Genomic DNA, 17,812 nt, shown 5'->3' with positions numbered 1-17,812 from the left:
TCACCACCTTTCCAGGGGAGTGGTGAACAGGAGTTCCGTGCGGTCGCCGGGCAAGGTGACATCGGAGATCTCCACGGCGCGGTCGTCGGTGTCGTACGAGGTTTTACGCAGGACGATGACCGACGTCCCGGGAGGGAGCTCCAACTCCTCGGCTTCTTCGGGCGTCGGTGGGCGGGCGGTGATCCGCTCCTCGATGCGGTCGAGCTCGATGCCGAGCGTCAGCAGTTGGTTCTGGGTGCCGCCGGGCCACGGCTCCTTCGTCTCGTCCAGGAGGTCGGGGTTCACGGCGACCATGTCGCGTACGAGGTACGAACTCACCAGGGCGAAGGGCGCGGTCTCCGCCGCGTACCGCGTCCGGTAGACCCGCTCGACCAGCGATGCGCCCTCGGATACCCCGAAGGCCTCGGCCAGACCCTTGTCCGCCTTGGCCTCCCCGTAGGAGGCGCTGAAGACGAGATCGTTCACCTGGAGGCCGGTGTCATGCTCCGTGGCGCCGGTCTGCAGCCGCTCCCGCTCGGGCTCGCGGGCACGGTTCTTCTCCCACTGATGGCGCAGGTTCGTGCGAAGGACGCGAGTGCGGGGCCGGCGGACGAAGTTGCCCCGGCCGTGTTGCTTCTCGATGAGCCCCTCGTCCTGCAAAAGGCGTAGCGCCTCGCGGATCGTGGGGACGCTCTTCCGGTGCCGCCCGGCCAACGCGGTCTCGGCCGGAAGCTTGTCACCCGGGCGCATCTGACCTGCGCGGATAGCTTCCCGCAGCTCGTCGGCGATCTTCTCGTACGCCTTGGCCATGTGGTGCTCACCGTTCCTGATCGAGGGGCGACGCCAGCATACGACTCCTTAAGAGGTCTTGACGACCAGGGAGCTCGTACGTCATAGTCCAAATCAACTCCTAAAGAGGTCTTGAGGACATGAACTCTTTAGGAGTTGCAGTGCCCGATGCCCGGAGGAAAGCCCGCAGGGGTGAGTACGAGGGCCGCATCCGCTCCTTGAGAACTCCACAGCGTGCCTTGAAAGAACAGCTCACTTGATCTTCGGCGCCGCCGTCCGAAACGGCGCCAACCCCCGGGGCGGGGCTTCCGCCCTGGGCCCGTCATCTGTTCCAAGGAGGTATCCATGCAGCTCGCCATCGGCGACGTCGTCCGCGACCGCAGCGACATGGCCCTTGCCACCGTGGCCGGACTGACCACCAGTGCGGAAGGCAACCTCGTCGCGCTCCGGCTCTCGGGCGGAGGCGTACGGCTGGCAGCGCCCTATGACCTGGACCTCGTGGCTCGCTACAGCCGACCGCCGACCGCTGCCCACACCGTCGTATCCGTGCTCGCACTGGTCGTCGCCCTGGCCACCGCCGTGGTCGGCTGGCGTTCCGCCTGGGCGCTCGGCGCTGATTGGCCGCTGGCCTTCCTCACGGGCCTCGGCTGCTGCACCGCCGTGAAACTCACGTTCCAGTCGTGGGTGCGCCTGACCGGGCCTCGCCGCTTCCGCGTCTGACGGCCCCTCGCACTTCTCAGCCGAGGACGGTGGTCGACGGGCCACACGATGCCCACCGCCCTCGGCTCTCCCATCCCATCCAAGCCCGCATCCAGGACTCAGGAGAGGTCGATGCGCACGTACGTTGGCGGCCAAGAGGCCGTGAACGCCGTTGAATTCGTCGAACTGGCCTACGGGTTCGAGTTCGACATCCCGATGCCCGAGGACTTCCGCGAACTGTTCCTCGGCATGCCGGACGAGACCCCCGAACAGCGCGCAGTCCGGCTCGCCGCAGCGGGTGACGTGCTGGGGGAACTGCGCGAGTCGAGTGACACCGATGAGGTGTCGCTGCTCAACACGCTCTATGCCGAGCAACTGATGAGCGTCGTGCAACTGGGGGACGGGGTCACGGCACCCCACCCCCCGTGGTCGAGGAAGGCCGCGTGAACGGGGGAGCACCGCACAGCGCGACCCTTCCGCCGCTGACGAGGGGCGAACGCCTACTGCTCGGCGCGGTCGCCCCGGCCGGTGCAGGAGTCGGCGGCCTCGGGCTGGCTTCCTCGTTCGACTCCGTCTCACAGACGGCGGAGCGATGGGGCTTCACCCACCCCTGGATGCTGCCGATCGGCATCGACTTCGCGATCCCCGTCTTCACCGCGGCGAACCTCCTGCTCGTCAGGTTCGGCATGCCGCTGGCCTGGGTGCGCGTGGTGCCGTGGGCGCTGACGCTCGTCACGTGCTGGCTGAACATCGCAGCCGGCTCCTCGCTCTCCGCCCGGATCGCACACGGGACGATGCCGCTTCTGTGGGTCGTCCTCAGCGAAATCGTCGCCCACGGGTACGCCGTGCGGATCGGCGCGGCCACGGGCCGGCGGATGGAACGTATCCGCCGCTCCCGCTGGCTCTTCGCACCCCGCGCGACGCTCGCGCTGTGGCGCCGCATGGTGCTCTGGGAGCTGACCGACTACCGCGAGGCCTTGCGGGTGGAGAAGCGGCGCTTGCTCGCCCGCGCCGAGCTGCGCGAGCACTACGGACACCGATGGCGCTCGCGGGCGCCGCGCCGTGACCTCGTACTTCTCCGGATGGGCGAACTCGACCCCGGGATGGCCCCAGACGAAAAGACCGGCGCGGATGAGCCCGAACGCCGCGATCCCCGGCCGCGTCGCCGCGCCCGGCACGACAAGAGCAGTCCCCGCATGAGCTGGGACGAAGCACTCGGCAAGGGACGCGCGGAGACCGCCGACTGGCCGTACGAACGCCTGGATGCCGAACGCATCCGCAAGGCGGTCGGTTGCAGCCAGGACCGGTCCCGTCGGCTGCGCGACGTCCTCAAAGCCGAACGCGAGGAGCAGATGCTTCCCGATCCGGCAAGCGTCTGACGCCGAAGACCTCACCTGTTGCCGGGCCCGGCCGCTGCTTTGGCGGGTAGGGCCGGGCCCGGCTGTCCCTCCGTCTGACAGGAAGGAACGTCAGTGAAACACGAGAGCGGTGACGCTCACGAGCGCGAACTGTTCGCGCGACTGGAGAAAGAGATTGCCACCCACTCCCCGGAGTCGGCGTCCGCGCCGAAGGACGGAGCACCGAGGCCTGTTGGCTCCGCTGAGTCGGTCGGTCCAGAACCCGGAGAGTCGGCCGACCCTACCGGCATGATCACAGTGGACCAGCCCGGCGGCCCCTCGGGCCCCGCGCTCGTGGACCGTGTCCTCGGCTCCAGACGGCGCCCTGTGATCCCCGCGTGGGTGCGGTCATGGGGCGAGTTCACCACCGCGGGGAAGGGGGTCGCCGCGTACGCGTGGCATGTAGCCGCCTATCACGCCGTACGAACGCCCTGGTACGCGCTCCGGCTCACCGTGCAGGCGCCGCTGGGAGCCGCACGGTTCCTCGGCAACGTGATGCGCTGGGTGTCGGACGCCGAGGGCGAGCCGCTGCGGCAGGACGCCGCCAGCCGTGAGGACGTCGGCGACTACCTCAAGCTCTCCCGGCAGCGTGACCGCCGGGTCCGGTGGCGGTCGATCGTGTCACTCGTCGCGGGCACCGTCGGGCCGATCGTCGCCCTGGCTCTGTACGTCCTCGCCCCGACCTGGCTGACCGCGCTCGCGATGGCGACCGGAGTGCTGACGCTCGGTCGGCTGGGACAGTCGGCCGACGCTCCGGTCATCAACCGGGCCGTCGAGATCCCGAAGGCCACCAAGCTCACGAGCGATATCGTCCTCCGCGCCCTGGGCTCCCTCGGCATCCCCGCGATCAACCAGGACCAGGCCAAGGGCGGCCCCGGGTTCACCTTCACCGCGCCCATCACCCGCGACGGCCCCGGTTGGCTCGCGGAGGGAGACCTCCCGTACGGAGTCACCGTGACCGACGTGGCCGACCGGCGCGAACGTCTGGCGTCCGGTCTGCGCCGCCCGCTCGGCTGCGTCTGGCCGGAGTCCGTCACCGACGAACACACCGGGCACCTCCGGCTGTGGGTCGGCGACCAGGACCTCTCGAAGACCCGGCAGACGCCGTGGCCGCTCGCCAAGTCCGGCACCGTGGACCTCTTCCGGCCGATCGACTGGGGTACCGACCAGCGCGGCCGATGGGTCGGCATCACCCTGATGTTCATCGCCGGCGTTATCGGCGCGATTCCCCGGATGGGCAAGACCTTCCTGCTCCGCCTGCTGCTCCTCATCGCCGCGCTCGACGTGCGCTCGGAGCTCCACACGTACGACCTCAAGGGCACCGGCGACCTCGACGCGGTCGGCGACCGCGTGGGCTACCGGCACCGGGCAGGCGAGGAGGAGGCGGACATCGAGTACGCCATCGCCGACCTCAGGCAGATCCGGGAGGAGATGCGGCGGCGGGCCAAGGTGATCCGGTCCCTGCCCAAGGACATCTGCCCCGAGTCCAAGGTGACGACCGAGCTGGCGTCGAAACGCTCGCTGGGACTGCACCCGATCGTCATCGGTGTGGACGAGTGCCAGGTCTGGTTCGAGCACGACAAGCACGGCGCGGAGTTCGAGGAGATCTGCGTCGACCTGGTCAAGCGCGGCCCGGCGACAGGCATTGTGCTGCTGCTGGCGACCCAGCGGCCGGACAAGGACAGCATCCCGAAGCCGATCAGCGCCAACGCCTCCGCTCGCTGGTGCCTGAAGGTCATGGGCCAGGTCGAGAACGACATGGTGCTCGGCACCGGCGCTTACAAGCGCGGCGTACGGGCCACCCTGTTCGCCTGGTCCGAGAAGGGCGTCTGCTACTTCCTCGGCGAAGGCGCGGACGCCCGGATCGTACGGTCCGCGTTCATCGACGCGGTGGAGGCCGACCGCATCGCGCTCCGGGCCCGTGCCCTGCGTGAACGTGCCGGAACGCTCGCGGGCCATGCCGCAGGCGAACAGCCGGAGGGCCCGGAATCCCCGTCATACGATCTGCTCGCCGATCTCATCGCCGCCATCCCCGACACCAGTCACAAGGTCTGGAACGAGGTGGCCGTCGCCGCCCTCGCCGAGTTGCGGCCCGGGGTATACGGCGACTGGACGGGCGAACAACTGACCCTCGCGCTCAAACCGTACGGCGTCCGCTCCGGCCAGGTGTGGGGCACAGCGGAGGACGGCAAGGGCGCGAACCGGCGCGGCATCAAACGCGCCGACCTTCTCAAGGCCATCGCCGAACGTGACGGCGGAGCCGCCGCGGCCTAGCCGTCCGCGCTGCTGGACCTAGCGGGTCACCCCGCTAGGCCTAGCACCCCCGCTAGCGGCCTCAATGGCCTCTGAGCTGCGCGCTAGCGCCTAGCGCCACTCCATGAACAACCCCAGAAACCAGCCTGGAGAGGGGTTTCCATGCCCATGTGGTTCGACCTCGTCATCGCTCTTCTGCTCATCACACTCAGCTACGCAGCCCTGTGCGCGGCCAGCCCCCTCGGCGCCTGCCGCAAGTGCGGCGGCTGGGGAGCCCGGGTCCGCGTCTCCCGCCTCAGCGGGCGGCTCAAGCGCGGGCGGGACTGCCGTCGCTGCGAGGGCTACGGACAGCGCTTCCGGATCGGCCGCCGCCTCTACAACACCGTCGCACGGCTGCACCGCGACGCCGCCCGTTGACACAGGGAGGACTTTCATGCGCCGAGTCCTGTACCTCGCACTGCTCGGTCTGCTGCTCGGACTCGCGGCCAACGCCGCCACCTCCGACACCGAGCCACCCTGCCCGGCCGTCTCGCCCGCACTCCCGTAACGGAGGCACGACGTTGACCTTCACGATCTCCGCCCTGCTCCTCTTCGGCGTACTGCTCTTCCTGCTCATCCGCTCGAAGTCGGTCGGGGGCGTCGCGGCCGTGGTCGCGGTGCTCTTCGGCTACTACCTCTCCCACACCCCGGCCGCGCCGGCCATCGACCAGTTCATGGCCGCCCTCGCCAACGCGATCCCGGACCTGGACTCGTAGGCGGGAGCTCCGTGCTCGATCCCCGGGCGGTCACCTTGCCGCCGCCGGGGACCGCCAGGCGTACGTCCGCGAGGAGTACCGCGTCCGGCGGCTCGCACAGAACCACTGAATCGGCCCGGGGCAGCGGTCGACGGGCCAACGAAGCCCGCTGCCCCGGTCCTCCCCATCCCATCCAAGGAATCAGGAGGTGCCATCAGGATGCACCACTTCACCCCACCCCCGGCAGTCCTTCAGGCCGCTGAGCGGGGCTGGCACGTCTTCCCGCTCGTCCCGGACGGCAAGCGCCCTGCTGTGTGCTCGTGGGAGTCCCGCGCCACGACCGACCCCGCCCGGCTCACACGCTGCTGGTCGGCCGGTGCCTACAACCTCGGGGTCGCCACCGGACCTTCCCGTCTGGTCGTCGTGGACCTGGATGTCCCCAAGGACGAGGGAGACCGTCCGCCTGCGGCGACGTCGGCCGGTGTGACCGGCGGCGCTGACTCGCTCAGCCGGCTCGCCGAGGAGCACGGCAAGCGCTACCCCTCCGACACCTACACCGTCCGCACCGTCAGCGGAGGCCTCCACCTCTACTTCACGGCCCCGACCGGCACCGCGCTGCGGAACACGGCGGGCAGGCTCGGCTGGAAGATCGACACGCGTGCGAACGGCGGCTACGTCGTGGGCGCGGGCAGCACAGTCGACGGCCGCTCGTACCAGGTCGTCCATGACGCGCTTCCGGCGCCGCTCCCGAGCTGGCTGGCGAAGCTCCTCGCCCCGGCGCCGCTGCCGCCGCAGAGGCCGCTGGACGTGTCGCTGCTCGCCGTCAACGGCCTCGACCGCTACCTCGCGGCTGCTGTGGCCGGGGAGGTCCAGCGGATCGCACGGGCCGTCAACGGCAACCGGAACACCGCCCTCTACCAGGCGTCCGTGGCACTCGGGCAACTCGTCGCGGGCGGAGAGCTGCCCGCGAGCGATGTGGTGGCGAAGCTCGCCGCCGCCGCTGTAGGGCAGGGCCTGCACGAGTCGGAGGCCCTGCGCACCATCGACTCCGGGCTCCGCGCCGGTGCGCGCAAGCCTCGCACCGTCACAAGGAGGGCTGCGTGAACCTCAGCATTCGTGACACCTATCTCGGTTGGCGCGAGCTGCCCCACGGACCGTCCTGCCTCCGACCGTCATGGACGGTCGACGTCCGCGAGGACGAGCACTACCGCTCGTCGTACGGCGGCGCGACCGGGCGGCACCGCTGCCCGAACGAGGACTGCGACCACGGGGGTTCGTACCCGCGTATGGCGGTGCGGGTGGTCTGTCTCACCTGCCACGTCGCTCACATCATCAGCGGCGAGAGTGCTGGCAACCACCGTATGACCACCCGGGAGACCGGATTCGGCGAGGCTCCGCGCAAGGCGGCCGGTCTCTACCTGTGGCCGGGGCAGCCCTGGTTCGACGCCGAGCCCCACGAATTCCTGGTCACCCGCGGCAAACCGCCTCGACTGACGGCATCAGACGTGGTCGGCGAGATCCACGAGGGACGCGGGCCGCGCGGAGGGAAGCAGTTCTCGGCCGTCGCAATGCCGACGCCGAACGGCACCTACGGGATCGGCGCAATTCGCTGGGAGCGGGCACGGGACGGCTTCACCTCCTGCTCCGCTGCCGCGAAGTGGATCGCCGCGCAGACCCGAGAGAGCGATGAGGCGAAGTGACCGACAACTCCAACACCACGCCCCATCTGTACTCCACCCACCCTGCCCCGGAGCCGCAGCCGTTGCAGCCCGCCCAGCAGCGCATCCGCACCGCCTGGACGGCCGACGAGCTGATGGCGACGGAGTTCCCCGAGCCCAAGTGGGCCGTTCCCGGGATCCTCTCCGAGGGCGTCAACCTCCTCGCGGGGCCGCCCAAGGTCGGCAAGTCCTGGCTCTCCCTGGGTCTGGGCCTGTCGGTCGCCGGTGGCGGTACCGCCATGGACACCATCCCGGTCGAGGGCGGCCCCGTGCTGTACCTGGCGCTGGAGGACACCCCGCGCCGACTCCAGACCCGCATGCGGAAGATCCTCGGCGGCCGACCCGCCCCGGCCACACTGACGCTCGCCACCTCGTGCCCGCCGCTGCCCCAGGGCGGGAACGAGGCGATCGCCCAGTGGCTCGACCGCAACCCCGAGGCACGGATGGTCGTCATCGACGTCTTCGCGAAGATGCGCGGACATTCGGCCCCTGGCGCCTCGGCATACGACGCGGACTACGCAGCCGTCGGACACGCGAAGCGGATCGCGGACCACTACGGCGTCGCCATGGTCCTGGTCCACCATGTGCGCAAGGCAGGCTCGGATGACTTCCTCGCCGAGGTCTCCGGCACGAACGGCCTCGCGGGCGCCGCCGACGCCACGCTGGTCCTGAAGCGCTCCCGCGGCCAGGCCGACGGCGTTCTCCATGTGACCGGTCGCGACGTGGACGAGGCCGAATACGCGCTCCGCTTCTACGCGGAGGCCGGAGCCTGGCAACTCCTCGAGGGCCCCGCCGCCGACCACACCATCGGTGACACCCGCGCGACGATCCTGCGCTTCGTCCGCGCGAACCCCGGGGCCAGGCCGAAGGCCATCACCGAGGGCACGGGACTGGAACCGGACCTCGTCCGCCAGACCTGCTCACGGATGGCCAAGGACGTCCAGCTCATCAGAAAGGACGGCGGCTACGTCGTGCCGTCCGAGAACGGGGGACAGGAATGACCAGTCACAGCCGTCACAGTGTCACCGCAGTCACTCTGCCCTACCTATTCCGGCCGGCGGAGATCGCCGAAGCCCTGGGGTGTTCCGAGTGGTGGGTGAAGGAACAGGCGCGCAAGCGGCGCATTCCGTTCACGCGCCTCGGCGGGGCCTACCGCTTCACCGCCGAGCACGTCGACGAGATCGTTCGGGTCTTCGAGGAACGCCCAAGCCGCGGAACGGAGTCCCCGCCTGAAGCTGCGCAGGGCGCCCGCTCCCAGCGCAGGCCCCAGACCGTGCCGACGGGCCTACGTCTCCGTGCCAAGCGTCCCCGCCGAGCCGTCGCGTTCGCGGCCGTCTGAATGCCCGGGAAGGAGAGAGACATTGGGGTACGGCGAGAAGCGCGGGGATTGGTACCGGGGTCGGTACTGGATCGCGCCTGGAGTGCTCCGCACCGTCGTGGATGCCAACGGCGACACCGTGCGATTCACGACGAAGCGTGAGGCCGCGAAGGCTGCGAACGACCACGAGGCGAAAGTACGGGATGGCTCCTGGCGCGATCCCCAGGCCGGCCGGATCACCTTCGCCGAGTACGTGAACGAGTGGTACGCGCGCCAGGATCTGGCCGCCTCCACCATGCAGAACTACAGGCGGCACATCGAGGAGCACCTTCTCCCGGAGTTCGCGGAGAAGACGCTGGCCGACATCAGATCGGTGGACGTCGCCGCATGGGAGAGGAAGGAGAAGGCGCCCTACGCGGCTTCCAGCGTGAAGACGTGGCGCGCGACGCTTCATCTCGTCTTCGCTGATGCTGTCGACGAGGGGCTGATCTCGGTAAACCCTGCCACCAAGCGGCGTGGGCGCGGGAAGCGCGCCGGACGCTCGCACAACCGTGGCCCGGAGAAGGTGGTGACCGACGCGCTGGGCATTCTGCTCATCGCTGAGCGGGCGGCGCTCCTGTCCGGGCGGGACGACGAGTTCGTGGCCGTGGTGCTCATGGGCTACACCGGAATGCGGTGGGGTGAAATCGTAGGGCTGGAAACCAGGTTCGTGCGCAATGCGGCGGTACGGGTGGAATGGCAGTTATATGAGCTTGACTCGGGTGAGTTGCACCACTGTCCTCCCAAAGACGACTCATACCGGACGATTGATATCCCGCATTGGCTCTCCTCTCTGGTCACCGGGCATCTGTCCGGTGCCGGTTCACGGCGATGCGAGTGCCACGGTCGTACCCACGTGTTCAACGGTTACGGTCTCGCCAATGGCGCCGCTCGGCAGCCCGGCCCGAAGGTGGTCGACGTTGCTCGTCGATCCGGGGTCTCCGTGGGCACGGTCTCGAATGTCCTGAACCGGCCGGAATCCGTATCGGAGTCAAAGCGTCTCAAGGTCGAGCTGGCCATCGCGGAACTCGGCTATGTGCGTGCGGTTCCATCGGGGAACACGGCCGCGCACTGGCGACGAACCGGGTTCGCTACCTGGTTGTTCCAGCCGGCCGCCACCGGCTGGTACCCGAAGAAGGCGCCGAACGAAGCTCACCCGGTTCCCGTGATGGCGCATCCGTGGCCTGGCGTCCCCGCCCGGGGCCGGAACGCCTCCGGCCGTGCCGAGGCATGCTGGCTGCCGATCGCGCGGGGGCTCACACCGCATGGACTTCGGCATACGCACAAGACGGTTATGGAGGACCTGGGCACCCCACCGAAGCTCATGGACGAGAGGCTGGGCCACGAAGACGGCTCGGTGCAGGCTCGGTACACGCACATCACTTCAGGTATGCGGCAGCGCCTGCTGGACGGCTTGACCGAACAGTGGCAGGCATCGCTCGACGAGAGAGCGGCGATGCATCCGCGATCAGCGGTCGGGATCCTCGACGAGCTGCTGAAGAGTTTCCGCTAGTTCGCTGCTGAAAAGGGCCGTGCCGTCCCGCGGCAGCCCTCATAGAAGTGCCCGATCGCTGGCGACGGGGGATGCACCAGCGATCGGGCACTCCCCACACTAACAAGGCTTTTGCTCAGTGGGAACCAAGTGCCCTTCAACGCAAGCCATTTGTTCCTCGTGTCACTCATCTCGGACTGCCTGCATACCGCATACCCCTGGGAAAGGGCCAGCCGAGCCTCTGCTCGACTACTGGTCGCACGGAGGCTCGTACGAGAGACGGGGTAGATACTCGGCCCATCTATCCGCCGTCAGCACCCCCCGTGTGGTCGAGCAAATGCGGCGAACGGCGTCTTCGACGTCGAGGTTCCACAGCCGGACCGTATCGGTACCACTCGACACTCCCAGCATGCGGTTCCCCGGGCTGAACGACAGGAAATTCCCCGTTTTGGCATTGGGGCTCATCGATTGACCGATGGGGTCGGCCTTGGAAGGAACGGTGATGTTCCAGAGCCGGACCATGTTGTCGTTGCCCCCGCTGGCAAGCGTGCGGCCGTTCCGGCTGAACGTCAGCGATACGACGGCTCCGGTGTGGCCGGTCAGGGGAGAACCGAGTCTGGATCCCTTGCGTGGGTCTGTGATGTTCCAGAGCTGAACCGTGTTGTCGTCGCTGCCGCTGGCCAACGTGTGGCCGTCAGGGCTGTAGGCGAGAGTGTTGATGGGGCCGAGGTGCCCCGTGAGTGGCGCGCCGAGTCGGGCCGTCCGACGCGGGTCGGACACGTTCCAGAGCAGGATGGCGTCGTCCGCACTTCCGCTGGCGAGAGTCCGGCCGTCCGGGCTGAACGCGAGGGAGTTGACGTAGCCCTTGTGGTCGGCGAGCGGTGCACCGAGCGGAACGAGGCGGGACGGATCGCTGACGTTCCACAGTTGTATGGTCCGGTCGTCATGGGTGGTTGCCAGTGTGCGCCCATCCGGGCTGAACGCGATCGTGCCGGGGCCCGCGAACCGCGTGCGCAGTGCGACCGGCTGTCCGTGGGGCACAGGTCGGGTCGGGTCGGTGAGGTTCCACAGTTGCACAGCGCGGCGTCCTGTCAGCACCGCCAAGGTGTGGCCCTTGGGCGAGAACACCAGTGAACGCACATCGCCCTGCCCCGGCATGAACGGTCTGCTGAGCAGGACGGGCCGCTCCGGGGTTTCCACGTTCCACAGCCGGACTCGTCCGTCGCGTGCGGCCGTGGCGAGTACCCCGCCATCGGGGCGGAACGCTCCGAGACGTCCGATCATGTCCGACGTGGGTATCGACCACAAACGGACCTTGTTGTCCCCGCTCCCCGTAGCCAGGGTCTTCCCGTCCGGGCTGAAGCCCAGTGCGTAGATCTCGCCACTGCTCCCTGCGAGGGGCTCGCCTACCTGCGACGGGTACGCGGGATCGCTGACGTTCCAGAGGCTCGCCGTGCTGTCCGCGCTGGCAGCGGCGAGCATGGTGCCGTCGGGGCTGAAGGCAACGGACCACACAGGGCCCGTGTGCCCGGTGAGCGGTGCGCCGAGCGGTGATGCCTGCCGTGGTCCGGACATGTTCCAGAGCCGGATGCTGTTGTCCGAGCTGCCGCTGGCGAGAGTCCGGCCGTCAGGGCTGAAGGCCACGGAGTGCACCGTGTCCGTATGACCTCTCAGCACGGCTTCGATCGCGGCTGGTTGAAGCCGGTCGGTGATGTCCCACAGCCTGATCGTGTTGTCATCACCACCGGTGGCGAGAGTCCGCCCGTCGGGGCTGAAGGCGAGGGAACGCACCGCGTCGGAATGCCCGGTCAGAGCGCTGAGCGCCTGCGATCGGCGAGGGTCGGCCGTGTCCCACAGGCGTACGGTGCGATCCTCGCTGGCGGAGGCCAGAGTGCGGCCGTCCGGACTGAAGGCAAGAAGGTAGATGGTGCTGTCATGGCCGGTAAGGGGCGCGCCGATCTGCCGCGGGCGGCGAGGGTCCCGCACATTCCACAGGCGGATCGTGCCATCGTCTCCGGCACTCGCAAGAGTGCTGCCGTCCGGGCTGAAGACAGCGCTGCTCACCCAACTCGTGTGGCCGGTGAGCGGCTTTCCCAGTGGCATCGGGCGGCTCGGATCCGCCACATCCCACAGGCGTACGGTGCGGTCGTAGCTGGCGGTGGCCAGGAGCCGTCCGTTCGGGCTGAACGAGGTGAGATAGACGGCGCCGGTGTGACCGAGGAGCGGTGAGGCAAGCGGCGCGTTCACTATGGAGAGCAGCCGGTTGCGGGCGCCCTCGTCGTTCGGGCGCAATCGATGTGCGACCAAGTTGAGTTGAGCGGCCAGGGACGGATCCGTGTTCTGAACGCGGTCCGCTTCGGCGAGCACCTGCTCGAATACGGCGTCGTTTCGCTGCTGCCAGGCGACCACCGCTGAACCGGCGGCCAGGACCGCCAGAGCGACGAGCGCGGCCACCGCGCTGCGGCCGATCCAGACCATGCGCTTGCGCAGTCGGACGGAGGCGGCCAGGAAGTCCACCGCGCTCCGGGTCAGGAAGGTGTCGTCTGCGGAATCCGCCCAGCAGCGGGCCTGATCCAGACGGGAGCCCCGATAGAGCAGCGACGGGTCACGGTCAGACTCCTGCCAGGCTCTGCCGTCCTCCTCCAGGCGCTGGCGAAGCAGGTGGTCGTTCCTGCCGTCGTCGATCCAGTCGCGAAGGCGTGGCCAGGCATGGAGCAATGCCTCATGGGTGATCTCCACAGTCTCGGCGTCGAGTGTCACCAACCGGGCTCGCACCAGTGCTTCGAGTGACTGTTCCGTCTTCTGGGAGTCCGAGGCCTCCTCGGCCAGTTGGCGCCGCGTCCCTCGTCGACGGGTGGCCTGCGTGTCCTCGCCCAGCCGGACGAGTCTGAGCAGGAGGAGCCTCGCGGCCTCGCGCGACGCCGGATCCAGACTGGACCACGCCTGCTCGGCGGTCGCCGCCACTGCTCCCTGTATACCGCCTGCCGCGCGATAGCCGGCCAGCGTCAGCCGCCCCGCCTTGCGCCGCTGCCAAGTGGCGAGCATGGCGTGGGAGAGGAGTGGCAGCACCCCGGCGTCGTGCGCCCCGCGGGGGCCGCCGGTGCTCACTTCTCGGACGATCAGTTCCGCGAGTCCCGTTTCGAGCTCCAGACCCACGGCCTTGGCCGGTCCGGTCACCGCTTCGCGCAGCTCCGCAGCCGACAAGGGACCGAGCACCATGTGCCGGTGTTGCAGCGCGTCGGCCAGTTCGGGATACCCGAGGCACAGCTCGTAGAAGTCGGCGCGTATGCCGAGGACGACAAGCGCGGGGGCAGGCTCACTCGGGTCGGGCGACGTGCACACGGCGTGGAGGATCTGGATGAACCTGCGCCTGCTTGCCTCGCTCAGGCAGAGCGTGAACGTTTCCTCGAACTGATCCGCGATGACGACCGGACGTGCGGCGGGTGCGGGCGACTCGCGTCGTGCCCAGTCGGCGACGGCATCTCTCACCCGGCGCCCGATTCGTGGATCCCCGGCTTCCATCGCCGTGGGGGCCATGCCGGCGACGATGCTCGCGAGTTCGGGGATGTGACGAATCAGCTCAGCGAGAGGGTCGGATCCCGGCACGAGTTGAAGCACTGTCCGTGCCCGGCTGTCTAGGTCTTCCCCGGCGCCGTCCTTCAACGCAGGCACCAGACCGGCGTTCAGCAAGGAGGACTTTCCCGCCCCCGAGGCGCCCACGAGCATGACCAAGCCGCCCGTCTTCTCCGCCGCGCCGAGCTGGGCGACGAGGGCATCCGTGCTTCGCTCCCGGCCGAAGAACCAACTGGCGTCCTGCGGGCGGTACGCAGCGAGGCCCCGATACGGACACACCACTGAGGCGGTCGGCGCGTCGACCGGGGGAGTCTCGTCTTCCTCGGCGGATGCCGCGACGCGGTCACCGACCGGGTCGCCTACCGCGCGTTCCCACAGAAGGCGCCACTCGTCCAGGTCGTACAGCGCCTTGGACACCGGTGTGGGCCGGGAGCGGCGTGCTTCGGGGATGAGGATGTGCAGTACCGCCGCGAGGGCGGCGAACTGCGCCGGCACGTTCTTGGCTCGTCGCCAGTCGCTGATCCGCTGAGCGGACACCCGTACAGAGCGCCCTCGCTCATCGACCCGCTGGAGGCGGACGACCGACTCGGACACGCGTTTGAGTGGAGGGTTGCCGGCTTCCTTGTACAGCAGTGCGAGACGCTCCGCGAAGACTGTGCGTATCCCTGAGTCGGAACTCAAGGCCCCCACCCCTCACTTCCAATCGCATTGGGCGTCCGGACCGGAAAACCCACTCTATATGGCTGACCTGCGGCGAAGTCGTTTGATGGGCGCTTAAACCCCCTTGGTGTCAGTCGAAGATGGCAGGATCGGCATTCGTAAGCGAATCAGCCGCGCGGTTGGAATCAGCCATCCGTTCAGAGACGCGCAGCCAACGCTCGACCACGGAGTCGGCCCTTCCTCGATCCGCATCGCAGCGGCGTGGATCGCTGTCGTACCCACCGTTCGGTACCGGTCCCCACGAGGGGAGGGACCGGTGCCGAACGACGCGGGCGATCATCGAGTCGGGCAGAGGCGAGGAGCGGCCCCTTCTTTCTGAAGGGGCCGCTCCTCGCCATCGAAGCTCGTCGATCGAGCACGAGCCTTCAGGGGTACTTCCGTGTGACGCGGCTCGCGGCCCACTCCCCGGGAGTGCGATTTCCATGATCCACTCCCCGCTCACTCCCCAACCGCCTCCGAGAACGAGTCAGGGCCGGTATCCGTTTCCGGATACCGGCCCTGACCTGGTACTTCTCTGTCGGGGTGGCGGGATTTGAACCCACGACCTCTTCGTCCCGAACGAAGCGCGCTGCCAAGCTGCGCTACACCCCGATGTCGCTCGCTCTCGCGGCGACGTCGATTACTTTAGCCCACCTGCGCCCGGAGACGAAATCCGGTTTTCCGGACCACCCCAGGGGCCCCGCCGCAACGTCGGCTCGGTCTGCCGGGCCCGCGCCGTGAGGGGCTAGGCACGCGGGGTGAGGGTCAGAAGGGTGGCCTCCGGAGGGCAGGCGAAGCGGATCGGGGTGTAGCGGTTGGTACCGCAACCTGCGGAGACGTGGAGGTAGGCGGTGCGACCTGTGGATGTGTGGGTGGACAGGCCCCTGGCGCGGTCCGTGTCGAGGTCGCAGTTGGTGACCAGGGCACCGTAGAAGGGGACGCGGAGCTGGCCCCCGTGGGTGTGGCCGGCGAGGATCAGGGGGTACCCGTCGGCCGTGAACGAGTCCAGGGAGCGCAGGTAGGGGGCGTGGACGACGGCCATGGAGAAGTCGGCGTCCTGGGCCGGGCCGCCCGCGACGTGGGCGTAGCGGTCGCGCTTGATGTGGGGGTCGTCCAGGCCGGTGAAGGCGAGCTCGATACCGCCGTCCAGCTTCAGGCGGGCTCGTGCGTTGTTCAGGCCCAGCCAGCCCGCCGCGTCGAAGGCGTCGCGGATGTCCTCCCACGGATTGTGGACGGCGCCGACCACGGGGGCGTTGCCGTTGAGGCCGTGCCGGCCCTGGACCTTCTCCAGCAGGTAGCGGGCGGGGTTGCGCAGCCTCGGGCCGTAGTAGTCGTTGGAGCCGAACACGTAGACGCCGGGGAAGTCGAAGAGCGGGCCCAGCGAGTCCAGCACCTCCGGAATGCCCTCGGTGTCCGAGAGGTTGTCGCCTGTGTTGACCACGAGGTCGGGGCGCAGACCTGCCAGCGACTGGAGCCAGGCGCGCTTCTTGTACTGGCCGCGCACCATGTGGATGTCGGAGACCTGGAGTACGCGCAGTGGGCGCATCCCGTGGGGGAGGACAGGGACCGTTACACGCCGGAGCCGGAAGGAGCGTGCTTCGATTCCGGCGGCGTAGGCGAGCCCGGCTGCGCCGACGGCCGTGATGGCAAGGGGGACTCCGTATCGTGCGCGCATACGCCCATCGTCGCAGACGGGGCCATGTGGTCCGACGACCTGGGGCTCTCGATCTCGTGCCCTTCCCGGGCAGGTCGGAAGGGGAGCAGAAGCAGCAGGGCGAGCGAGATCCATACGTACGCGTTGCTGCCGATGATCCCCGGGACGCCGCCCTGGTTGTACCGCCACATCCAGACGACGCTGCTGCACAGCAGCGCATAGCTGGCGGCGGCGGCGAGCAGGAGCCGCTTGCGCCGTTCGCCGCCGCGGGGCGAGCGCAGCCCCGTGTCCGCGAGTACCGCGATGGCGGGGATCAGCCACACGAGGTGGTGCACCCAGGTGACCGGACTCACCAGGCAGGCGGTGATGCCCGTGAGGGCGAAACCGGCCAGTTCGTCCCCGGTCGCGACGGCGCGCCGGGCACGCCAGACCCAGAGGGAGAGCAGCAGCACGACACCGATGGCCCAGACGGCCTTGCTGGGTTCGGCGAACGGCTCGGTGAGGCGGGCCAGCATGCCCTGCCAGGACTGGTTCGACACGAAGGCGAGTGAACCGACGCGGTCGGTGTTCCACATCGCCTCTGTCCAGAACGTCCGTGACGCCTCCCGGTCCGCCCAGGCCGCGAGCACGGTCGCGCCGCCCGCTACGGCGATCGCCGTACCGGCCGCCCGCAGTCGCCGGGTGACCAGCAGATAGACGATGAAGATCGCCGGGGTGAGCTTGATCGCCGCCGCGAGCCCGATCCCGAGGCCGGCCAGCCGGTGCAGCCCGCGCGCCCGCGCGGTGGGCGAGGTCAGCAACCAGGCGTCGGTGAGGACCAGGGCCAGTAGCAGCAGGTTCACCTGGCCGAAGCTCGCCGTGTCACGCACCGGCTCCATCCAGGCGAGGAGGCAGGCCAGCACGGCGTACGCGAACCATCTGGTCCAGCGCTCGCGGCGGATGGTGGCGTCGGCGCAGACACAGAGGATGACCGCCCCCGCCACGAGGTTCAGCGACTGGCTGATGGCTATGGCGCTGTACCAGTCGACCACCATCATCGGCAGCATGACGAGCGCCGCGAAGGGCGGGTAGGTGAAGCCGTAGTGCGTGCCCGGCTTGAGGTAGTCGTAGATCCGGCCGCCGTCTCCCCAGTAGCCGATGGTGCCGTAGTAGACCTTGAGATCGAACCAGTGGCGATGCAGCGGTACGAAGATCAGGAAAGCGGTGACGGCTGCGGTGAGGGCGAGTGCTGTGGAGACCCTGCCCAGAGTGGTGGACGGCGGTCTCATGCGGGGCTCCCCAGCAGTTCGGTACGGCGGCACAGTCCCGAGGAACCCCGGGCGGTGGACCGCTGGGCGCACCACAGCACGAGTACGGCTGCCGCGCCGCCGACTGTGGGCAACACCGTTGGCCGGTCCGGTGTGGCGGAGCGGCTCGGTGGTACGGCGGGCGCCGGCACACTTGCCACAGCTGCGGCGCGACGCGGCCG

At 68.9% G+C, this 17,812-nt stretch carries 15 protein-coding genes and 1 tRNA gene; 11 read left to right on the top strand and 5 right to left on the bottom strand.

Annotated features, from left to right (window positions below):
- The gene (locus tag V1460_RS34765; RefSeq protein ID WP_338677564.1) at positions 1-789 is read right to left on the bottom strand and encodes a GntR family transcriptional regulator; all 789 of its coding nucleotides are present in this window, start codon (positions 787-789) and stop codon (positions 1-3) included.
- Between the two features lie 324 nt (positions 790-1,113).
- On the opposite strand from V1460_RS34765, the gene V1460_RS34760 reads away from it, so the two are divergent.
- The 11 genes from V1460_RS34760 (at position 1,114) to V1460_RS34710 (ending at position 10,439) form a co-directional block, all read left to right on the top strand.
- A complete protein-coding gene (locus tag V1460_RS34760) occupies positions 1,114-1,488 on the top strand; it encodes a hypothetical protein (protein WP_338677563.1) in 375 nt (124 codons plus the stop codon).
- Positions 1,489-1,599: 111 nt separating this feature from the next.
- Complete coding sequence (locus tag V1460_RS34755; protein WP_338677562.1) at positions 1,600-1,914, top strand: hypothetical protein; 315 nt, start codon at positions 1,600-1,602, stop codon at positions 1,912-1,914.
- Entirely contained in the window at positions 1,911-2,846 is a 936-nt protein-coding gene (locus tag V1460_RS34750) for a DUF2637 domain-containing protein (protein WP_338677561.1), read from the top strand. The genes V1460_RS34755 and V1460_RS34750 overlap by 4 nt, the downstream gene beginning before the upstream one ends.
- A 93-nt stretch (positions 2,847-2,939) precedes the next feature.
- Positions 2,940-5,138 carry a cell division protein FtsK gene (locus V1460_RS34745; protein WP_407077574.1) on the top strand — a complete coding sequence of 733 codons (2,199 nt, stop codon included), beginning with the start codon at positions 2,940-2,942 and terminating at the stop codon, positions 5,136-5,138.
- Between the two features lie 141 nt (positions 5,139-5,279).
- Positions 5,280-5,534: a hypothetical protein gene (locus tag V1460_RS34740; RefSeq protein ID WP_407077573.1), complete on the top strand. Its 255-nt coding sequence runs from the start codon at positions 5,280-5,282 to the stop codon at positions 5,532-5,534.
- 143 nt (positions 5,535-5,677) lie between these two features.
- Complete coding sequence (locus V1460_RS34735; protein WP_338677559.1) at positions 5,678-5,872, top strand: hypothetical protein; 195 nt, start codon at positions 5,678-5,680, stop codon at positions 5,870-5,872.
- Positions 5,873-6,070: 198 nt separating this feature from the next.
- Positions 6,071-6,955 (top strand): bifunctional DNA primase/polymerase, encoded by an 885-nt coding sequence (locus tag V1460_RS34730; protein WP_338677558.1) that lies wholly within the window; start codon positions 6,071-6,073, stop codon positions 6,953-6,955.
- The gene (locus V1460_RS34725; protein WP_338677557.1) at positions 6,952-7,551 is read left to right on the top strand and encodes a hypothetical protein; all 600 of its coding nucleotides are present in this window, start codon (positions 6,952-6,954) and stop codon (positions 7,549-7,551) included. The genes V1460_RS34730 and V1460_RS34725 overlap by 4 nt, the downstream gene beginning before the upstream one ends.
- Positions 7,548-8,570: an AAA family ATPase gene (locus V1460_RS34720; protein ID WP_338677556.1), complete on the top strand. Its 1,023-nt coding sequence runs from the start codon at positions 7,548-7,550 to the stop codon at positions 8,568-8,570. The genes V1460_RS34725 and V1460_RS34720 overlap by 4 nt, the downstream gene beginning before the upstream one ends.
- The gene (locus tag V1460_RS34715) at positions 8,567-8,908 is read left to right on the top strand and encodes a helix-turn-helix domain-containing protein (protein WP_338677555.1); all 342 of its coding nucleotides are present in this window, start codon (positions 8,567-8,569) and stop codon (positions 8,906-8,908) included. The genes V1460_RS34720 and V1460_RS34715 overlap by 4 nt, the downstream gene beginning before the upstream one ends.
- Positions 8,909-8,930: 22 nt before the next feature.
- Complete coding sequence (locus tag V1460_RS34710; protein WP_338677554.1) at positions 8,931-10,439, top strand: LacI family DNA-binding transcriptional regulator; 1,509 nt, start codon at positions 8,931-8,933, stop codon at positions 10,437-10,439.
- Positions 10,440-10,667: 228 nt separating this feature from the next.
- On the opposite strand, the gene V1460_RS34705 is transcribed toward V1460_RS34710, so the two are convergent.
- The 4 genes from V1460_RS34705 to V1460_RS34690 all read right to left on the bottom strand — a co-directional run bounded on the left by V1460_RS34705 (position 10,668) and on the right by V1460_RS34690 (position 17,612).
- Positions 10,668-14,681, bottom strand: coding sequence for a WD40 repeat domain-containing protein (locus V1460_RS34705; protein ID WP_338677553.1), 4,014 nt, complete (start codon positions 14,679-14,681; stop codon positions 10,668-10,670).
- A 547-nt stretch (positions 14,682-15,228) separates the two neighbouring features.
- Positions 15,229-15,302, bottom strand: a tRNA-Pro gene (locus tag V1460_RS34700).
- Positions 15,303-15,435: 133 nt separating this feature from the next.
- Entirely contained in the window at positions 15,436-16,365 is a 930-nt protein-coding gene (locus V1460_RS34695; protein ID WP_338677552.1) for a metallophosphoesterase, read from the bottom strand.
- Positions 16,260-17,612 (bottom strand): glycosyltransferase family 87 protein, encoded by a 1,353-nt coding sequence (locus V1460_RS34690; protein WP_338677551.1) that lies wholly within the window; start codon positions 17,610-17,612, stop codon positions 16,260-16,262. The genes V1460_RS34695 and V1460_RS34690 overlap by 106 nt, the downstream gene beginning before the upstream one ends.
- Positions 17,613-17,812 lie beyond the last annotated feature (200 nt).

Origin of the sequence: Streptomyces sp. SCSIO 30461 (assembly GCF_037023745.1) — a bacterium.
In the GTDB taxonomy this organism is placed as follows: Bacteria; Actinomycetota; Actinomycetes; order Streptomycetales; family Streptomycetaceae; genus Streptomyces.
The sequence above is the reverse complement of the archived record's forward strand: the minus strand, read 5'-3'. Positions and strand labels throughout refer to the sequence as shown.